This is a genomic window from Erythrobacter sp. Alg231-14, from assembly GCF_900149685.1.
Taxonomy (GTDB): domain Bacteria; phylum Pseudomonadota; class Alphaproteobacteria; order Sphingomonadales; family Sphingomonadaceae; genus Erythrobacter.
The window spans coordinates 872,492-889,295 of sequence record NZ_LT702999.1 but is presented as its reverse complement, the minus strand read 5'-3'; the positions used below and the strand labels follow the sequence as shown (position 1 = coordinate 889,295).

Genomic DNA, 16,804 nt, shown 5'->3' with positions numbered 1-16,804 from the left:
CCGAGTGCGGAATCTTTGGCCGCTTATTCCGAACGGGCGCCGGCGCGTTGCAGGATCGGTTCAAGATCGCGCCATTGGTTCACGTCCAATTTGCGACCGTTCAAAATGAAGGTCGGCGTGGCGAGGATGTTCAATTCTTCCGCTTGCGTGGAGGAATTTGTGCGGATCGTTTCGATCGTTTCAACATCGGCCAAACAGGCGGATTGCTGCGCCCGCGAAAGGCCCCGCGCGGCGAAGAATTCGGTCAGACCTGTGATCCGTGCAAATTCACCGAGCCGTTGATCGCCCGGCAATTCGTTGGCGATTTCCAATTGAGCACCATTGGCTTGGGCCGCACCCATAATCTCGTTAAAGTTGCCCCATGCCTGATCCGAAAGCGCCTGTACGTTGGCATCGGCACCGCAGCGGACCAAGGTGGCGATGGTGAGGTCGATCGGGTCGCGAACCAAATTGCGCTGTTCAAAGCTGACGACGCCGGTTGCGACATATTCTTTGATCGACGGTTTGCCGGTTTGAGAGAAATTTGCGCAGGCCCCGCATGTGTGAGACGCGTATTCGATCAATTTCAACGGCGCATCGGGGTTGCCGAGGATGTAACCATCTTCGTCGCTTACCGTGACAGTTTCGCCCCAATTTGTGCCGTCGGGTGCGGCGATTGCTTCGATCGCATCGCTCTCCAATTCGCCATCGGCACCGCCGCCGCATGCGGCCAATGCGAGAGCGAGAGGAGCAGCAAAGGAGAATTTCAAAACAGTGCGGGCCGTATTCATGTCGATTGTGTCCTGTGATCTAGAATGGGAAACTATAAGCAAGCATTCGCCAAGCGGAAGCGATTAAGCACAAGGTTTTGTGTAAAAATGGTTCAATTCACCCAAAATGAGCAAAATATGGTGATGTTGCCCCTGCATTGCGGATCAATCGGCCGCGTTGTCGGGGTGAAAACGCTCTGCCAAGACCGGGTAAAGACCCGCCCATGAATGCACATCGGTCAACAATTCACCATCCAAGGCAAAGCTGGGTGTGCCGGGTACGGCAAATTCCGCCCGATCCGCATTGCCGTTTTGGATAAGGGTAAGGGCAGCTTGGTTATCCGATAGGCACGTGTTGATGTCCGACATCGACATGCCGCGTTCCGCCAACATATCATCCAAGTCCAAAGCCCGCGCGGCGTTCAATCGAGCGGCCTGGTCGCCGCGCGCCCAAATCGCCTGCTGCGACTGCGGCGCGGTGCGCGCTTTATTCAACCATGTGTCTTGCTGCATTAGGAACAAGCGGTGACGGTCTTTGAAACCCTCTGGCGCGCCGCATTGAACCAGCAAGGATACGGTAAGATCGATACCGTTGCGGATTACAGGGCGCACTTCGACAGTCATCAACCCCGGCGCCAACAAAGCGAGGTCCAATGCTCCTTCACCTTCGCGGGCAAAGGTGGCGCAATGACCGCAAGTGTAGCTTATGAACTCGATCAAAGCGGCTTCGGCGTCGGGATTGCCGATCCTGTAGCCACGCTCTGTCCGTTCCACTTCAGCATGCCATGCGGCGCGGCGATCTCCGCGTGAAAAGCTGCTTTCGGGATTGCTCAAACTGCCGGAGGAATTGGATTGCGCCAATGCCAGTGGAGCGTCGGTCATTGTCAGTGCAAACGCACCGATCGCCAGTGCCGCCCCTAAAAACTGCTTTCTCACGTTTCGCCCTCTTTCTTGTCCTCGTCGCCCATGCTGCGCGCCAGCGATTCCAACACGGTGCGCAATTCTGGGTCCCCGATGTCGCGCAAGCTGTCCCCCAACTCCATCGGAATGGGTTTGAGCGATGGCGGCGGTTTCGGTTTGCTATCAGCAGGTGGCGGCTTAACCACACCTTGCCGGATTTTGACGCGCGCGACCGCATTGTATCCAAAGAACCGATTCACTCGCTCAATAATCTCTGGGACAACTTGTTGAACCAAGGGCGCATGAGCAGGTGTCACCACCAGTTGCAGGATGCCTTCGGATTTTTCACCGGGTGGGAATCGGATCGCTTCGGGTGCGCAGACGCGCGATTGCACGGGGCCTACGATTTCTGGCCAGCGCGTCACCACCGAACTTTGGACAAAGCCAAACCGACGAAACGCTGTGCGGCCGATATCCGGCGTTAGGTCGCCAATCGCCTTCGCACCGCGACCACGCGGGCGTTCATACGGTTTTGCAACCTTGCGCGCCGTGCGCTTTGCGGGCGATTTCTTCGCCGGTTTTTCGGTGTCGCTTCCCATGACGTGGGCGTCCATGCCATAGGGCCCGCGTGACCGCCAGCATATCTGACATTCTGCTTGATTGGTATGCCAACCATGCCCGCGAACTGCCGTGGCGCAATCCGCCGGGGAAGGCGGTGCCCAATGATGCGGCATGGCCGTATCGCGTGTGGTTATCAGAAGTGATGCTGCAACAAACAACGGTCGCGGCGGTGAAACCATATTTCGCCAAATTCACGGCAACTTGGCCGACGGTCTTTGATCTTGCGGCTGAGGATGAAGGCGCTGTCATGGCTGCGTGGGCGGGGTTGGGATATTACTCGCGCGCGCGCAATTTGGTGAAATGCGCAGCCCAAGTCGCAGAGCTTGGCGGCTTTCCCGAAACCGAAGAGGAATTGCGTAAATTGCCGGGGCTGGGCGCGTATGCGGCGGCCTCTATTACGGCGATTGCATTCGGAAAAAGAGCCGTTGTGATCGACGCCAATGTCGAACGCGTGGTGTCGCGCTTGTTCGCAATCGAAGAGCCACTGCCTGCTTCGCGCAAAGCGATTCGAGCCCATGCTGACGCGATCACGCCCCATGCAATTGGAACGGACCAGTCGAGCGATTTCGCGCCGGGAAATTTTGCTCAGGCGATGATGGATCTTGGCGCGCAAATTTGCACTAATAAGGCGCCGCGATGTCTATTATGCCCGCTTGCCAATCACTGTGAGGGGCGCAAACTGGGCGAACCGGAACGTCTGCCGATAAAACCTCCGAAAAAGGCGAAACCGGAACGGCTTGGCACGGCATTTTGGATCGAACGCGGCGGAGAAGGCGGGCGCGAAGTGTGGATCGCAACGCGTCCAGCGCAAGGGATGTTTGGCGGTATGCGTGGTTTGCCTGATGATGGTTGGACCGCGCGTGAGGATGGATCGGGACAACAACCCATTTCCGGACAGGGCAAAGATTTGGGCGCGGTGCGGCATACATTCACCCACGCGCATCTAACCCTAAAAGTGGTGCGTATAAAGTCTACGACACAGCCGGATGGAGACGGCGAATGGTGGCCGGTTGAACGGATTGGACAGGCCGGGTTGCCGACATTGTTCGCCAAAGCGGCCCGATTGATCGAAGCTCAAGACGATGACGCCAGTTAGCGGATCGGTCTAAATGACGCCGCCGCCTAAGCTCAATCGGACAACGGCGATCAACAATACGACCAAACAGAAATTGCGTCCGCCATCGCTGGATGAAAGCGCGCCGCAAATTACGCCGCATACAATCACCGGAAGAGCGATCCAATTGCCCCATCCCAAAAATGGAATTTGCGCGGGGATGACGATGACAAGGCTTATCAAGCCAAACAGATATGCAAGTAGATTTCCCATGTGTGTTATATGGGTATGACACCGGCCTGTTTCAAGGCCTATTTCACCGGGTGCTGTGAAGTTCTTTCTCGTCTTCCAACATTGCGCCGCATCCATCCCCAAGGGTTTTGTCGCGATTGCGCGATTCAAGTGTCGTTCAAAACAAATGAGGCAGGTCCTTTTTGACAACTCAATTTCTGCGGACCGATTGACCGAGCACGTTCGGTGCCCCAATATCGTGTTCAAACGCTTTTCGGAGAATCCAAAAATGCCCCCATTCACGAATGATCCCGCCCTTTCGCGCCGCTCTTTGTTCCGTGGTGGAGCGTTCATGGCGGTGGGCGCTGCGATGACGTCGGCACCGATGGCGGCCCCGTTTGGCCGTGGATTGATGGCGCACAACGTCGATGAAGCGTGGCCCAATGTTGCCGCCTTGGCACGGCGGTATGTCACCGAAGGGAAACTGGCGAACCTGTTTTTGACTTTTGGAAACGGTCAAGAAGACCATGCCCATACGGTAGGCGGCGGCACCTTGGGTGTTGGAAGCGCGGTCGAAGTGGACGAAAATTCCCTCTATCGGATTTACTCGATGAGCAAACCGATCACCGGCATGGCGATCATGATGTTGATCGAAGATGGCGTGTTGGAAATGGACATGCCGCTTCATGATGTCCTTCCTGCATTCCGCGATATGCAAGTGATCGTCGATCCCGAAGGGCCGATTTCTGACACGGTTCCTGCGGCAACACCGATCACCATCCGCCAATTGCTGACCCACACGGCTGGCCTTGGCTATTCTATCACGTCCAAGGGCGAATTGCTCGACGCCTATGTCGAGAATGGCATTGTGGGTGGGCGCGTAAGCCGTTTCCCAATACCCGGAGTGCCCAATCCAACGCCGGCGCCAGGATTGGAAGTGTGGGCGGACCGTTTGGCCACGATCCCATTGGAATACCAACCCGCGACAAAATGGAGCTATTCCGCCAGTATCGATTTGCTGGGCCGGGTGGTCGAAGTGGCATCGGGCATGGAATTTGAAGCGTTCTTGAAAGCGCGCATGTTCGACCCGCTGGGCATGACCAGCACATGGATGACCGTCCCGGAAAGCGAGAAAACGCGTCTGACCGACAATTACGGAATTTTGGGGGGCAATTTGCTGCCGCTCGATCCGGCGTCCAACTCAATCTATCTCGACGCGCCAAAGGTCCCTTCGGGTGGCGGCGGATTGGTTTCCAGCCCGAAAGATTACGACCGGTTCCTTCGCATGTTGTTGGGCTATGGCAAACTGGGCAACGAGCGGGTGATGAGCGAAGAAGCCGTGCGAACGGGTATTTCCGACCTTATTCCTGAAACCGTTGATTTGACCGGGTCGTGGATGGAAGGTCAGGGGCATGGCGCCGGTGGACGTTCGATCAATGGGACATTTGGTTGGGGCGGCGCGGCTGGTACATTGGCGGCGGTCGATTACAATGCCGGTCTACGCGCGGCGTTGTGGACGCAATATATGCCCAGCGACACCTATCCAATCCGTGACGAATATCTGGCCGCATTACAGGCCGATATGGGATCGCAATACGACGCCATCGATAGCCGGGCGAACGGGATCTGATGTCATACCCCACACATGCGGAATTAGCGCGGACTGGAGCCATCGCGTTCGCCGGATCACCGATTGATCGGGCGGACCACATCCGCACGGACAAGGATAAACTCGGCAGTCTGATGAATTGGCGCGCCAAGGTTCTTTTGCTTGATGGCCTGTTGCCCCAAATTGACGATGCTGGCGGCTTGCTATGGGGCACATTCGCCGATGTCGCAGAGGATGCGGAGATCGTGTTCCTTGGCATGATGGCCGATCCTGATGGTGGCGAGAGCGAAAAGGCATGTTTTGCCGCAGTGCCCGATGAAGGCGCGACCGGACCCGCCTATGCGATGCCGCGTGCATGGCAGGCCATCCAGCAATTGTCGCCGTCCGATCTGGCCATTTATGGCGGTGCGCGAAGCTTGGTTGATTGGCACGCGCGCCATCGTTTTTGTGCCAAATGCGGCGGATCGACAAAGCCGGCCAAAGGCGGCTGGCAGCGCGATTGTGACAATTGCGGGGCGCAGCATTTTCCGCGCACGGACCCGGTCACAATCATGTTGGTAGAGAATGAGGGGCGCTTGCTTCTCGGTCGCCAACCGCGCTTTCCACCGCGCGCATTCTCGGCGCTTGCCGGGTTTGTTGAACCGGGCGAAACCATCGAAGAGGCGGTTGCACGCGAAGTGCACGAAGAAGCCGGTTTGCGAGTCAGTAACGTTCAATACATTGCGACCCAACCATGGCCATTCCCCAGTCAGTTGATGATCGGGTGTTATTCGCAAACGGACGAAACCGACATCACTCTTGATGTGGAGGAGCTGGAAGAGGCTCGTTGGTTCACCCGTGAAGAAGTTCAGCAAGCGATGGATACAATCGGCAGTGAGGAGGGGCCGTTCAACGCCCCGCCAAAAGCCGCCATTGCCCACAGCTTGTTAAAATGGTGGTTGGAGAAAGACGGATGAGCGCCGCAGAAAAACTGACGATCGATATTTATTCCGACGTCATGTGCCCATGGTGTGCGATCGGATATGGGCAATTGACCAAAGCTCTGGATGAATTGGACGGTGAAATTGACGCCGAAATCCGCTGGCGCCCGTTCGAACTTAACCCCGACATGCCAACACACGGCGAAGCGCAAGAAGCGCATCTTCAACGCAAATATGGCCGCTCCGCCGAAGAAGGCTCCAAAGTGCGCGGTCAAATGAAAGCGATCGCGGAAAGCGCGGGCGTCTCTCTTTCATACGAAGGCAATGCAAAGGCGCCGCCGGCGATGATGTGGAACACGCGCGAATGCCACAAATTGTTGGGCTTTGCTTTGGAACAGGCCGGCGCACAGGTCCAAACGGAATTCAAATTAGCGCTGTTCAAAGCGCATTTCAATGAACGCAGGACGCTTTCGGACCGTGATGTGTTGTTGGACATCGCGGCAAGTGTCGGCCTGCATCGGGGCGCAGCGAAGGCGGCGTTGGACGATGCGGATTTGGAGGCGCGCGTGATCGCCGAAGAACAACAGGCATGGGATTTTAACATCACCGGCGTGCCCGCGATGATCGTCAACAACAAATTCATGATCCCCGGTGCGCAATCGCCGGAAACCTATGCAAGCGCGCTGCGCCGGGTGGCGGAGAAAAGTCGAGCAGCGGCGTAATGACCGACTTTGCCCCAAGAACGGCCGTGATCACCGGCGGCGCGAGCGGGATTGGTCTTGGCATTGCCAAAAGGTTGGCGGCAAGCGGCGCAAAAGTGATGGTCGCCGATTTGGCCGGCCCCGCGCTCAACCGCGCCAACGATATCGACAACATCACCGCGCAATTGTGCGACGTGTCCGACCTGGCTCAAGTCGAAGCCTTGGCAGAGGCGGCATTTGATCAATTCGGATCGGTCGATTTGGTCATGAACAATGCAGGGCAGGGCGGCGTTCGCGGCAAAATGTGGGAAGTCGATCCCGATGCCGTTCGCGCGCATTTTGACGTCAATTACTGGGGTGTGTGGAACGGGTGCCGGGCCTTTGCACCGCGCCTGATCGCGCAAGACACACCGTCGGCAATTTACAACACGGGCAGTGAAAACAGTTGGTTTTGCGCCGTGCGTCAGACCGCCGCCTATATCGCGGCAAAACATGCCGTTTTGGGCATGACCGAAAGCCTGAGAGATGATTTGCCCGACCATGTCCATGCCGGCCTGATTATACCGGGGTGGGTCTTCACCCCATTAGGCCCCGAACAATTTATGAAATTCGGCATGGACGCCGAAGACTATGTGGACATCGTCCTCCCCCAAATCCTTTCGCGCCGCCGTTTCGTCGTTAGCCACGGCTACAATCAGATACGCATCGATGAACGTATGGACGAATTGGCGGCAAGCTATGAGGCATACGCATTGCCGCCAAAGGACGATGTGAAGCACGATGTGCAGCTTGTTATGGAACAATTGCGCAGGGCCGCGAGTAGTGAATGAATAAGCGCGCGGCGCAACAATGATAAAACGGGGGAATTGGTGATGGGGAAATCAGCGAAAAGCTTGCTTGTGGTGGTGATCGTTACGATCATTGCTTTGGTGTTTGCGCATTTCGCAGGCGCAGGCAGCGTTGAGCTGTTTGGCACATCGGCGTTTTTCCTCTGTGCGGTGATCGCATTGTTGGTAAACTGGATCGCCTTTATCCCTTCCGCCACCGCTCAGACTGACAAATTCTACGACAGCATCGGCGCCGTCACATATCTCTCTGTCACAGCAACGGCGTGTTACGCCGCATACAACGCCGCCGGATCATTGGACATGCGTGCGATGGTGGTCGCGGTGATGGTGGCAATTTGGTGCGTCCGTCTCGGCACATTCCTCTATGCGCGCATCCATGCCGCGGGCGGCAATGACAGCCGGTTTGAAAAGATCAGAGTGAACCCGCCACGGTTCTTGGTTGCATGGACGCTTCAGGCCTTGTGGGTGATCTTCACCGCTTCGGCGGCGTTGGCTATCATCACCTCAACCGCCCGCGTACCCTTGGATGTCTTCTTTTGGGTTGGTGCAGCGATTTGGTTGTTGGGCATCGTGTTTGAAACCGTGGCCGACCGCCAGAAAAGCGCGTTTAAGGACGACGCATCGAACAAAGGAAAATTCATCAATGTTGGCCTTTGGGCGTGGTGCCGCCATCCCAATTATTTCGGCGAAATCACCCTGTGGTTTGGCATTCTCGTGATCGCGGTCCCGATCCTTTCGGGCCTGTCATGGCTGGTGGTTATCTCGCCGGTCTTTGTGTTCCTGCTGCTCACCAAAATCAGCGGGATCAACCTACAAGATGCGCAGGCGAAAGAACGTTGGGGTGATGATCCGGGGTATCAAGCATACCGGGCCAATACGCCGGCTCTGTTCCCGCGCCCTCCAAAAGGGTAACTTGCACTTGCAACACCTTGATTCTCAAACAAAGGAGCCTTTCCCAATGAAGCGCATTTCCAAAGCCCGTTTGATCACTGCCACGCCCTTGATCGCTTTGCTTGCCGCATGCGGTGGAGAGGCGGCAGATGCTCCGCAAGGGACTGAGGCACAAAGCGAAGCACCATCGGAAATCGCGGAGCGTCAGGACAATTTTGAAGGCATTGGCGATAGTTTCAAAGTCATTCGCGAGCAGCTTGAAACCGAAGCGCCCGATATGGCTGCGATTCAAACGGCGGCTGGCGATATCAACACACGGCTTCAACGACTGCCTGACCTCTTCCCAGAAGGGACCAGCATGGAAGCCGGTTTTGACACAGAGGCTTTGGCGGTGATTTGGGAAGATCCCGATGGCTTTGCCGAAGCCACGCAAAACGCAATTGCGGCCAGCGAAGAAATGATGGCGGCTGCGGCATCGGGTGATCCGGCAGCGGTTGGCGCTCAGGTCGGCAACATCGGTCTCAACGGTTGCAAAGCGTGTCACGATAAATTCCGCGTCGACGACGATTAAGACGGGGGCCTTGCCCATGGCCACCAATACCCAACGTGTAAACATCTGGGACGCGCCGGTGCGGGTGACGCATTGGTCGCTGGCGCTGATAGTGCCTGCGATGTGGTTCACCGCCGATAATTCCATGTGGTATTGGCACACGCGGCTGGGCCATGTGCTGCTGGCTTTGCTGATATTCCGGGTGTTCTGGGGATTTATGGGCACCGACACGGCGCGGTTCGGCAGTTTCGTCCGAGGCCCCCGCTCGGTGTTGTCCTATCTACGCGGTGACGGCGATGCGCCGCGCGCAATTGGTCACAGCCCGCTGGGCGCTCTTGCGGTGATCGGGTTGCTATCGGTTATCGGTGCACAGGTCGTCATGGGCCTGTTCGCGGGCGATCCGTTTGACGGCGCGACCGGACCATTGAATGGGATGGTGGGCGTAGCCACCGCCGATTGGATCACGGAAACGCACGAATGGTTCGTCTATGTGGTGGCGGGCATGATTGCCCTGCATTTGGCTGCGATCACGGTTTACGTTGGGGTGAAAAAACAGTCTCTTATCGCGCCAATGATCGCGGGAAAGGGCCCGGTCAGCGACGGGGTTGCGGGTAATTCGAACGCGTCATGGTCCAGATTTTTGATCTGCGCGGCGGGGGCAATTGGTGTTGCCGTCTGGGTTTGGTTTGGGGCACCACCGATGGCATCATAAATCGCAAACGCCATTACGTTCGCGTAGAGGTAATTGGCGGCTCTAGCCGTCTGCATCGCCATAGAGAGACAAGGTCGCTGAACGGACAAATTCATCCCAATTGATCAACTTTACAACAAAACCGCGCGAGTTTTCATTGCCAGTCGCAAAAAAGGTCCATCGGGTGATGATTTGATTGCGATCGTTTAGGAACGAGCGGCCGTGAATGTCCTGTTTGTTGAGGTCATTTACCATGGTGAGCAGCTCTTCGCGGCTTTTCCCTTGGGGCGTTAAGAGGTTGACGATAATCGATACCGTCCGGCAATTGCTCAATGTCTGCCGGTCATCACAATTTTGCAGCCTGGCTTCCGCCTCAATTCCGTTGGGCAGGGCGAAAGTGAATCCGCCATTCGCGCGCTCGACGTTCACCGCTGGCTGAATCAGGCTCATGGCGTTTAAGAAATCATCTTCGGAAACCGTGCTGATCGGATCATTTGCCGATTGGGCGGCAGCCTTCGCTGGCAACATCGCCATACACGCCGCCGCAATTGAATTGAGAACGATACCTTCGATTTTCAGCATATGATGCTCCTCCTCAACCGCTGTTAGAGGCAATTGGTTTTGCGAGACAAGCGGAATGCCAAAGTGAAGGGCTTTCCTATCAACGCAATTGAGATATTTTGGTCGCCAATTGGCCAATTGGCCAATGCTAAACGTGAGCGGTGACCGCGTTCCTCCTTCGCCATCTGCGCGCACCACCGGCAACAATGGGATCAAGCTGCTATAGTCCCAATTTGGTCAGTGGTTTCTGCCCTATCCGAAGCATAAAGAGCCGCTCACACATCAACAATTGCGAGCCGGTCAAATGTCAGAACCCAAATCAAACGTCTCTCCCGAAGCACAAAATATCGCGGCGCGGGTTGAGGCATTTGTGCGCAATGTGGTTGCACCGTTTGAAAAGGACCCGCGTTGCGATTCCCACGGGCCTTCCGATGAATTGGCCAGCGAATTGCGCGATTTGGCGCGGGGGGAAGGGCTGCTGACGCCGCATATTCGCGATGATGGTTCTCATTTCAGCCACACTGACACCGCCCTAATCCTGCGCAAAAGCGGCGTTTCGCCGCTCGGACCGATTGCGTGTCATGTCATGGCGCCGGACGAAGGGAATATGTACCTGTTGGGCAAAGTGGGCAGCGACGCGATCAAGGAACGTTTTCTAGCGCCTTTGGTCGAGGGTAAGGGTCGGTCAGCGTTCTTTATGACCGAACCTGCCGAAGACGGCGGCGCGGGTTCGGATCCATCTTTGATGCAGACGACTTGCCGACGCGATGGCAATCATTGGGTCATCAACGGTCGCAAAGCTTTTATCACCGGCGCAGATGGCGCACGCGTTGGCATCATCATGGCAAAATCCACCGAGCCCGATAGCGAAGGCGGCGCGTGCCTGTTTTTGGTCGATCTGCCTGATCCTGCCATTCAAACTGAGCGCGTGTTGGAAACTATCGACAGCTCGATGCCCGGTGGCCATGCGGTGATCACAATCGACAACTTGCGCGTTCCCGCTGATCAGATGTTGGGCGATGTCGGCGAAGGTTTTAAATACGCGCAAATCCGCCTTGCTCCGGCGCGGTTGACCCATTGCATGCGCTGGCTCGGTATGGCCGACAGGGCCCAGGAAATTGCCGCCGACTATGCTTGCCGGCGGATGGCCTTTGGCAAGCAGTTGATCGATCACGAAGGTGTTGGCTTTATGCTGGCGCAGAACAAAATCGACCTAAAGGCGTGCGAATTGATGATCGATTGGTGCGCAGGCGTTCTGGACACAGGCGATCTGGGAACCACCGAAAGCTCGATGGCGAAAACGTTTGTTTCCGAAGCGTTGTTTCAGATTGCGGACCGTTGCGTCCAAACGATGGGCGGCACCGGGGTAACCGGCGACACAATTGTCGAACAATTGTTCCGCGAAGTGCGCGCCTTTCGCATTTATGATGGTCCCACCGAAGTCCACAAATGGAGCCTTGCGAAGAAGATTAAACGCGAATGGCGCGAAGCCCAAGCTGCGGAGTGAAACGCGGCTTGGTGGCCCCTCAACTGCGGCGTCGGCGCGGCCAATTAGATTAGCCCCAAACGCTCCAACTTACCCGCCAGTTTCCCCGGTAGGGCGTCGCCTATATCCTCGCCATCGGCCACATCCAGAGGGGCGGCATCCTCGGCCAGGTAACGCCAACCTTGATGGGCGCGTTTGCGTTGTTGGTGGACGCGGATCAACACTGGGTTGAGATTGATATGCCAACGGCCTTCGTCAGTCTCGGTGAAGCTGAGGATTTCAGAGCGCGCGACCAGCGAATGGTTCAAGATCCAGTAGAGCGATCCCCCGATCATCTCTTCATATCGTTTGGGGCGATATTTCGTGGTCAGCCGTTTGGGATTGGGGCTGTTCTCATACCAGCTGGCTAGGTCTTCATAGCTTTTCGCGCCGAACGCGATTTTGGTCATGTGGAGAGGCATGGAGCCAAGATAGTGCGGAGCGCGCGAGCCCTCAACCCAGCGGGGCCAGCCCACTCACAACCGCGAGGCCCAAAAAGGCGAGGAATCCCATGGAATCGGTAATCATCGTCACAAATACGGAGGACGCGACCGCCGGATCTTGATCCAATCGTTCAAACATCACCGGCACAAGCACTCCGGCAAGGCCCGCAACCGCGATGTTCAACACCATCGCTGCGGCAATCACCAGACCCATCATCGGGGAATAGAGCGCGCCTGCTGCGATCCCGATCAGAACCGCAATCGTGACGCCATTCAACAGAGCGACCCGCAATTCGCGCCAGACGATCCGCCATGTGTTGGCCCGCGTCAATTGGTTGGTGGCTATCGCGCGAACGGCGACGGCCATCGTTTGCGTGCCGGCATTGCCGCCAATGCTGGCGACAATCGGCATCAGCACGGCAAGCGCAACGAGTTCCTCAATCGCGGCACCGAAAAACGCGATGATGAGCGAGGCGACCACCGCCGTGCCCAAATTCGCGACCAGCCACCTCACGCGGCTGGAATAGGCTTCTTTGATCGGCTCGTTGATGTCGCCGTCGCCTGCCCCGGACAACAGCAGGGCATCTTCGCCGGCTTCTTCGGAGATGATGTGGACGATGTCATCCACTGTCATCTGCCCCACCAATCGACCGCTGTCATCGACGACAGCGGCAGAAATCAGCGCGTATTTTTGGAACATCAGGGCGACTTCTTCCTGATCCATGGAAACTGGGATCAAGGTTTGGTCGCGTTTCATCACGTCGGTCAATTTGATCGAGCGCGGGGACGTCAAAATCCAATTGAGCGAACAGGTGCCCACCGGGTGATGGGATGCATCAATTACAAAGACTTCAAAAAAGTCGTGCTCCAAATCCCCATCAGTGCGCAGGTAATCGATCAAATCGCCAACGGTCAGATGTTCGGGCACCGCCATAACATGGCGGTTCATCAACCGGCCCGCAGTCTCCTCTGGATAGGATAGGGCGCTTTCGACGGCGGCCTGCGTCTCCGGCTCCAATTCGGCGATGATCGCCTTTTGGTCGTCCTCGTCCAGATCTTCGAGCAGCTGAACCGCATCATCGGTTTCCAGCTCTTCAGCGATGGTCGCGACATCGGCGGGGGCCAGGGCCTCCATCATCAATTCGCGAACGTGGTCGTTCAACTCCGCGACCACTTCGGAACTCATCAAATCGGTGATTGCCGCAGCCAAAAGAGCGCGATCATCGGAACCGAATAATTCGAGCAAATCGGCGATATCGGCCGGATGCAACGGTTCAACCAATTCATAAACCGCCGCCGTGTCGCCGGCATCCAACGCGTCTTCGACGGCGCTCACATATTCGGGTTTTAGGCGGTTTTCCTCGTCATGACGTTCATCATCCACGCGATCATCGGGACGCACGTCTTCCTCGTTAACCGGGCGGTCTTCCACCAACAGGGTTTCTTCGAGGTCGGCCATGTCGAGTGGTTTAGGCAGCCATCTCTCAAAAGCAAGCGGTTCAAAAGCCTGCGTGCATCAACCTACCGGGTGACATGCGCGCGACAGCCATTATATGCGTGTGCAAATTCAAAGGAGATTCCAAAATGGCCGATACACTCACCTTCACACTCGACACCGGAGACGGTGAAGGCAAAGACGTCGTGATCACACTGCGCCCCGATCTGGCCCCCGGTCACGTCGCGCGCATCACCGAATTGGCTCAAGAAGGCTTTTACGATGGCGTGGTGTTCCACCGCGTGATCCCCGGATTTATGGCCCAAGGCGGCGACCCAACCGGCACCGGCATGGGCGGCAGCGACAAGCCTGACCTTAAGGCGGAATTCAACGCCGAACCGCACAGCGAAGGCACATGCTCCATGGCGCGTTCGCAAATGCCAGACAGCGCCAACAGCCAGTTCTTCATTTGCTTCGAAGACGCAGAATTCCTCGACGGACAATACACCGTTTGGGGCAATGTGAAGAGCGGCATGGAACACGTCCACGCCCTGCCAAAGGGTGAACCACCCCAAGCACCGGGCAAGATTGTTAAGGCCACTGTTGCCTAAGCCAATCAATAATCGTTGTACAAAGGGCGGCCAACGTGCCGCCCTTTTTCGTTAAGCTCTTTGACAAGATCACTTAGATACCTGGCACCATGAAATTACGCCCCCTCATTCTATCGGTCCTTGGGCTCACGCTTTCTGCTTGCGTCACTTACCCCGACATATCCCAATCGCGCAGCCCCTGCCGCATGGAAGCGGGCGGGTGGTGCGCCTTTGTGCGCGATGCTGCTGTGGATGCCTATCCCTATGCCATCGCTGCCACCAACGCCTACACCGGGGATGATGATCTCTACGAAGATATCGGGCCCACAATGACGCCGCTCGATCGGCTAGACATCGCCGAAGAGGATACGAATAAGGGCTTTGGTTATGAGCTGTTTGCACAATTCGCAGAAGGAACCGATGGTGATACGACCCGCGTGCCTGTGGCGCGCATTATGGCGTTCCGTGGCACCGATTTCGACGGGTTCACCGACATTTTCTATGGGACGTTGCGCAACGATCAGATCGACCTAGCGCTCAAATATTTTGAGGCAGAGCAGGCGCGCGAAGAATTCTCCGACGACATTCCATGGATCGTTGTCGGCCACTCGCTGGGCGGGGCTCTCGCTACAGAAGTGTCGATGAAGCACCCCGAAGTGCGCGCCTACATGTTCAACACATCGCCATTTTACGGCGGCGACGCGATGACCAATGATGTGCGCCGCACGGTATTCAATGAGCGCGGCGAAGTGCTGCGCCGCTTCGCCAAATACGACGCGGCCCCGGCGGCGGATGTGTTCACGCTGAATTGCGGGCCAGAAAACGGCAGCTTTACCAAACACAAAATTCGCCCGCTGGCCGATTGCATTGTCTGGATTGCGGCTTACGGCGATAACGAAGCAGGCGAAGTTGTGCAGGCCAACGGCGTGATGCGGCCTATGGTCGAATGCGGCGACGCAAACAAACCGCACCCCGGCGCCGAATATCGCCCGACCGAACCATGCGCGCATCGGGCGCGACGGGATGACAGCGACAATGAAGACTCAAATTGATGTCCGTCCCGCTTCCCGCTAGGTGCGCGGCATAATGAAACCGACCACAGAGCCCCGCATCGCGCCGAATGAGCGCCCCAAGACCTATCGCGTCAAAAGCTTCGGCTGTCAGATGAACGTCTATGATGGCGAACGGATGGGCGAAATGTTGGACGAACAAGGTATGTCCGCCGCACCCGAAGGAGAGGACGCTGATTTGGTCGTGCTCAACACATGCCACATTCGCGAAAAGGCGGCGGAGAAGATTTATTCGGACATTGGCCGTCTCACCAAGGGTAAGACGCAGGAAAAAGCGCCGATGATTGCGGTCGCTGGATGTGTGGCTCAGGCTGAGGGCGAAGAGATCATGACGCGCGCACCGGCCGTGTCGATGGTTGTCGGCCCTCAAGCCTATCACCGCCTGCCGGACATGGTGGACAATGCCGTGAAGGGCAAACGGTCCACCGACACCGATATGCCAGCAATCGCAAAATTTGGCGCGCTACCGACCCGCAAGCGTCGCGCGCCTTCGGCATTTCTAACGGTTCAGGAAGGGTGCGACAAATTCTGCACTTATTGCGTTGTCCCTTACACACGCGGCGCGGAAATTTCCCGGCCGTTCACCGGCTTGATCGAAGAGGCAAAGCGCCTAATCGATAGCGGCGCGCGCGAGATTACTTTGCTGGGGCAGAATGTGAATGCGTGGTCGCATGAGGATGACAAAGGTCGCGCGATTGGCCTCGATGGCTTGATAAGAGAGTTGGCCAAAATACCGGATTTGCAGCGTATTCGGTACACGACCAGCCATCCCAACGACTTTACACCGGGGCTTATTGCCGCCCATGCAGAGGTTGATAAGTTGATGCCGTATCTGCACCTACCCGTGCAATCGGGCAGCGACCGGGTGTTGAAAGCAATGAACCGCCAACACACGGCGCAAGGGTATCTGAAACTGCTTGAAAAAATGCGCGAAGCGCGGCCCGATATGGCGCTATCGGGCGATTTCATTGTTGGCTTTCCTGGTGAAACCGACGCTGAATTCGAAGAGACGTTGAGCTTGGTGGATGAGGTCCGCTACGCGCAAGCCTACAGCTTTAAATATTCCCCGCGTCCCGGAACCCCGGCGGCTACAATGGACAATCAAATCGCGCGCGAAGTGATGGATGAACGGCTTCAGCGGCTTCAAGCGAGCATCAACCGCGACCAACTCGCCTTCAATGCGAACACTGTCGGCACGACATGCAGCTTGCTGGTTGAACGCAAAGGCAAATTGGAAGGCCAATGGCTGGGCAAATCGCCGTGGCTGCAATCAATCTGGTTCGAAGGCGATGCGCAGATCGGCGACATGGTCGAAGTTGATGTCATCGAAGCCGGCGCGAATTCGGTGCAGGGTGTGCTGCGCAAATAGCTTTGCGACACTCTGTGTGCTTTTGAGCGACACTTCGGTGACTTTC

At 56.7% G+C, this 16,804-nt stretch carries 19 protein-coding genes; 12 read left to right on the top strand and 7 right to left on the bottom strand.

All coding sequences use genetic code 11. From position 1 onward, the window contains the following. Positions 1 to 23: 23 nt before the first annotated feature. The 3 genes from BQ8290_RS04230 to BQ8290_RS04220 form a co-directional block, all read right to left on the bottom strand. The gene (locus tag BQ8290_RS04230; RefSeq protein ID WP_108787915.1) at positions 24 to 770 is read right to left on the bottom strand and encodes a thioredoxin domain-containing protein; all 747 of its coding nucleotides are present in this window, start codon (positions 768 to 770) and stop codon (positions 24 to 26) included. Between the two features lie 144 nt (positions 771 to 914). Beyond that, a complete protein-coding gene (locus BQ8290_RS04225; RefSeq protein WP_337660991.1) occupies positions 915 to 1,685 on the bottom strand; it encodes a DsbA family protein in 771 nt (256 codons plus the stop codon). Further along, positions 1,682 to 2,248 carry a DUF721 domain-containing protein gene (locus tag BQ8290_RS04220; protein WP_337660990.1) on the bottom strand — a complete coding sequence of 189 codons (567 nt, stop codon included), beginning with the start codon at positions 2,246 to 2,248 and terminating at the stop codon, positions 1,682 to 1,684. Before BQ8290_RS04220 ends, BQ8290_RS04225 begins: the two co-directional genes overlap by 4 nt. A 29-nt stretch (positions 2,249 to 2,277) precedes the next feature. Here BQ8290_RS04220 and BQ8290_RS04215 point away from each other — a divergent pair, with 29 nt between their 5' ends. Further along, positions 2,278 to 3,366 carry an NUDIX domain-containing protein gene (locus BQ8290_RS04215; RefSeq protein WP_108787909.1) on the top strand — a complete coding sequence of 363 codons (1,089 nt, stop codon included), beginning with the start codon at positions 2,278 to 2,280 and terminating at the stop codon, positions 3,364 to 3,366. A 9-nt stretch (positions 3,367 to 3,375) separates the two neighbouring features. On the opposite strand, the gene BQ8290_RS04210 is transcribed toward BQ8290_RS04215, so the two are convergent. Next, on the bottom strand, positions 3,376 to 3,597 hold the full coding sequence (locus BQ8290_RS04210; RefSeq protein WP_108787907.1) for a hypothetical protein: 222 nt from the start codon (positions 3,595 to 3,597) through the stop codon (positions 3,376 to 3,378). Between the two features lie 247 nt (positions 3,598 to 3,844). Here BQ8290_RS04210 and BQ8290_RS04205 point away from each other — a divergent pair, with 247 nt between their 5' ends. The 7 genes from BQ8290_RS04205 to BQ8290_RS04175 are packed head-to-tail and all read left to right on the top strand — an operon-like array spanning position 3,845 to position 9,786. Next, positions 3,845 to 5,185 carry a serine hydrolase gene (locus BQ8290_RS04205; RefSeq protein ID WP_108791880.1) on the top strand — a complete coding sequence of 447 codons (1,341 nt, stop codon included), beginning with the start codon at positions 3,845 to 3,847 and terminating at the stop codon, positions 5,183 to 5,185. Continuing rightward, entirely contained in the window at positions 5,185 to 6,120 is a 936-nt protein-coding gene (gene nudC, locus BQ8290_RS04200; protein WP_108787905.1) for an NAD(+) diphosphatase, read from the top strand. The genes BQ8290_RS04205 and nudC overlap by 1 nt, the downstream gene beginning before the upstream one ends. Then, the gene (locus tag BQ8290_RS04195; protein WP_108787903.1) at positions 6,117 to 6,806 is read left to right on the top strand and encodes a DsbA family protein; all 690 of its coding nucleotides are present in this window, start codon (positions 6,117 to 6,119) and stop codon (positions 6,804 to 6,806) included. The genes nudC and BQ8290_RS04195 overlap by 4 nt, the downstream gene beginning before the upstream one ends. Beyond that, positions 6,806 to 7,615 (top strand): SDR family NAD(P)-dependent oxidoreductase, encoded by an 810-nt coding sequence (locus tag BQ8290_RS04190; protein ID WP_108787901.1) that lies wholly within the window; start codon positions 6,806 to 6,808, stop codon positions 7,613 to 7,615. The genes BQ8290_RS04195 and BQ8290_RS04190 overlap by 1 nt, the downstream gene beginning before the upstream one ends. 42 nt (positions 7,616 to 7,657) lie before the next feature. Further along, on the top strand, positions 7,658 to 8,545 hold the full coding sequence (locus BQ8290_RS04185; protein WP_108787899.1) for a DUF1295 domain-containing protein: 888 nt from the start codon (positions 7,658 to 7,660) through the stop codon (positions 8,543 to 8,545). Between the two features lie 46 nt (positions 8,546 to 8,591). Further along, complete coding sequence (locus BQ8290_RS04180; RefSeq protein ID WP_337660989.1) at positions 8,592 to 9,095, top strand: c-type cytochrome; 504 nt, start codon at positions 8,592 to 8,594, stop codon at positions 9,093 to 9,095. A gap of 16 nt (positions 9,096 to 9,111) precedes the next feature. After that, entirely contained in the window at positions 9,112 to 9,786 is a 675-nt protein-coding gene (locus BQ8290_RS04175; protein WP_108787895.1) for a cytochrome b/b6 domain-containing protein, read from the top strand. A gap of 42 nt (positions 9,787 to 9,828) precedes the next feature. On the opposite strand, the gene BQ8290_RS04170 is transcribed toward BQ8290_RS04175, so the two are convergent. Continuing rightward, entirely contained in the window at positions 9,829 to 10,347 is a 519-nt protein-coding gene (locus tag BQ8290_RS04170; protein WP_337660988.1) for a hypothetical protein, read from the bottom strand. A 283-nt stretch (positions 10,348 to 10,630) separates the two neighbouring features. Between BQ8290_RS04170 and BQ8290_RS04165 the strand changes: the two genes are divergently transcribed. After that, positions 10,631 to 11,833, top strand: a complete 1,203-nt coding sequence (locus BQ8290_RS04165) for an acyl-CoA dehydrogenase family protein (RefSeq protein ID WP_108787891.1) — start codon at positions 10,631 to 10,633, stop codon at positions 11,831 to 11,833. Positions 11,834 to 11,877: 44 nt separating this feature from the next. Here the strand turns inward: BQ8290_RS04165 and BQ8290_RS04160 are convergent, their stop codons facing one another. Further along, entirely contained in the window at positions 11,878 to 12,273 is a 396-nt protein-coding gene (locus tag BQ8290_RS04160) for a DUF1489 family protein (protein WP_108787888.1), read from the bottom strand. Positions 12,274 to 12,304: 31 nt separating this feature from the next. Then, positions 12,305 to 13,753, bottom strand: a complete 1,449-nt coding sequence (gene mgtE / locus BQ8290_RS04155) for a magnesium transporter (RefSeq protein WP_108787886.1) — start codon at positions 13,751 to 13,753, stop codon at positions 12,305 to 12,307. Positions 13,754 to 13,878: 125 nt separating this feature from the next. Between mgtE and BQ8290_RS04150 the strand changes: the two genes are divergently transcribed. From BQ8290_RS04150 to miaB, 3 genes are all read left to right on the top strand, one after another. After that, complete coding sequence (locus tag BQ8290_RS04150; protein ID WP_108787884.1) at positions 13,879 to 14,340, top strand: peptidylprolyl isomerase; 462 nt, start codon at positions 13,879 to 13,881, stop codon at positions 14,338 to 14,340. Positions 14,341 to 14,429: 89 nt separating this feature from the next. Continuing rightward, positions 14,430 to 15,371, top strand: a complete 942-nt coding sequence (locus tag BQ8290_RS04145; protein ID WP_337660987.1) for an alpha/beta hydrolase — start codon at positions 14,430 to 14,432, stop codon at positions 15,369 to 15,371. Positions 15,372 to 15,405: 34 nt separating this feature from the next. Then, on the top strand, positions 15,406 to 16,758 hold the full coding sequence (gene miaB, locus BQ8290_RS04140) for a tRNA (N6-isopentenyl adenosine(37)-C2)-methylthiotransferase MiaB (RefSeq protein WP_337660986.1): 1,353 nt from the start codon (positions 15,406 to 15,408) through the stop codon (positions 16,756 to 16,758). Positions 16,759 to 16,804 lie beyond the last annotated feature (46 nt).

Bases quoted from the DNA above. Each gene is read 5' to 3' on its own strand.
- BQ8290_RS04210 (WP_108787907.1), bottom strand. From the start codon at position 3,597: ATGGGAAATCTACTTGCATATCTGTTTGGCTTGATAAGCCTTGTCATC.
- BQ8290_RS04160 (WP_108787888.1), bottom strand. From the start codon at position 12,273: ATGCCTCTCCACATGACCAAAATCGCGTTCGGCGCGAAAAGCTATGAA.
- BQ8290_RS04230 (WP_108787915.1), bottom strand. From the start codon at position 770: ATGAATACGGCCCGCACTGTTTTGAAATTCTCCTTTGCTGCTCCTCTC.
- miaB (WP_337660986.1), top strand. From the start codon at position 15,406: ATGAAACCGACCACAGAGCCCCGCATCGCGCCGAATGAGCGCCCCAAG.
- BQ8290_RS04165 (WP_108787891.1), top strand. From the start codon at position 10,631: ATGTCAGAACCCAAATCAAACGTCTCTCCCGAAGCACAAAATATCGCG.
- BQ8290_RS04175 (WP_108787895.1), top strand. From the start codon at position 9,112: ATGGCCACCAATACCCAACGTGTAAACATCTGGGACGCGCCGGTGCGG.
- BQ8290_RS04195 (WP_108787903.1), top strand. From the start codon at position 6,117: ATGAGCGCCGCAGAAAAACTGACGATCGATATTTATTCCGACGTCATG.
- nudC (WP_108787905.1), top strand. From the start codon at position 5,185: ATGTCATACCCCACACATGCGGAATTAGCGCGGACTGGAGCCATCGCG.
- BQ8290_RS04180 (WP_337660989.1), top strand. From the start codon at position 8,592: ATGAAGCGCATTTCCAAAGCCCGTTTGATCACTGCCACGCCCTTGATC.
- BQ8290_RS04185 (WP_108787899.1), top strand. From the start codon at position 7,658: ATGGGGAAATCAGCGAAAAGCTTGCTTGTGGTGGTGATCGTTACGATC.
- BQ8290_RS04205 (WP_108791880.1), top strand. From the start codon at position 3,845: ATGCCCCCATTCACGAATGATCCCGCCCTTTCGCGCCGCTCTTTGTTC.
- BQ8290_RS04145 (WP_337660987.1), top strand. From the start codon at position 14,430: ATGAAATTACGCCCCCTCATTCTATCGGTCCTTGGGCTCACGCTTTCT.
- BQ8290_RS04190 (WP_108787901.1), top strand. From the start codon at position 6,806: ATGACCGACTTTGCCCCAAGAACGGCCGTGATCACCGGCGGCGCGAGC.
- mgtE (WP_108787886.1), bottom strand. From the start codon at position 13,753: ATGGCCGACCTCGAAGAAACCCTGTTGGTGGAAGACCGCCCGGTTAAC.
- BQ8290_RS04170 (WP_337660988.1), bottom strand. From the start codon at position 10,347: ATGCTGAAAATCGAAGGTATCGTTCTCAATTCAATTGCGGCGGCGTGT.
- BQ8290_RS04150 (WP_108787884.1), top strand. From the start codon at position 13,879: ATGGCCGATACACTCACCTTCACACTCGACACCGGAGACGGTGAAGGC.
- BQ8290_RS04220 (WP_337660990.1), bottom strand. From the start codon at position 2,248: ATGGGAAGCGACACCGAAAAACCGGCGAAGAAATCGCCCGCAAAGCGC.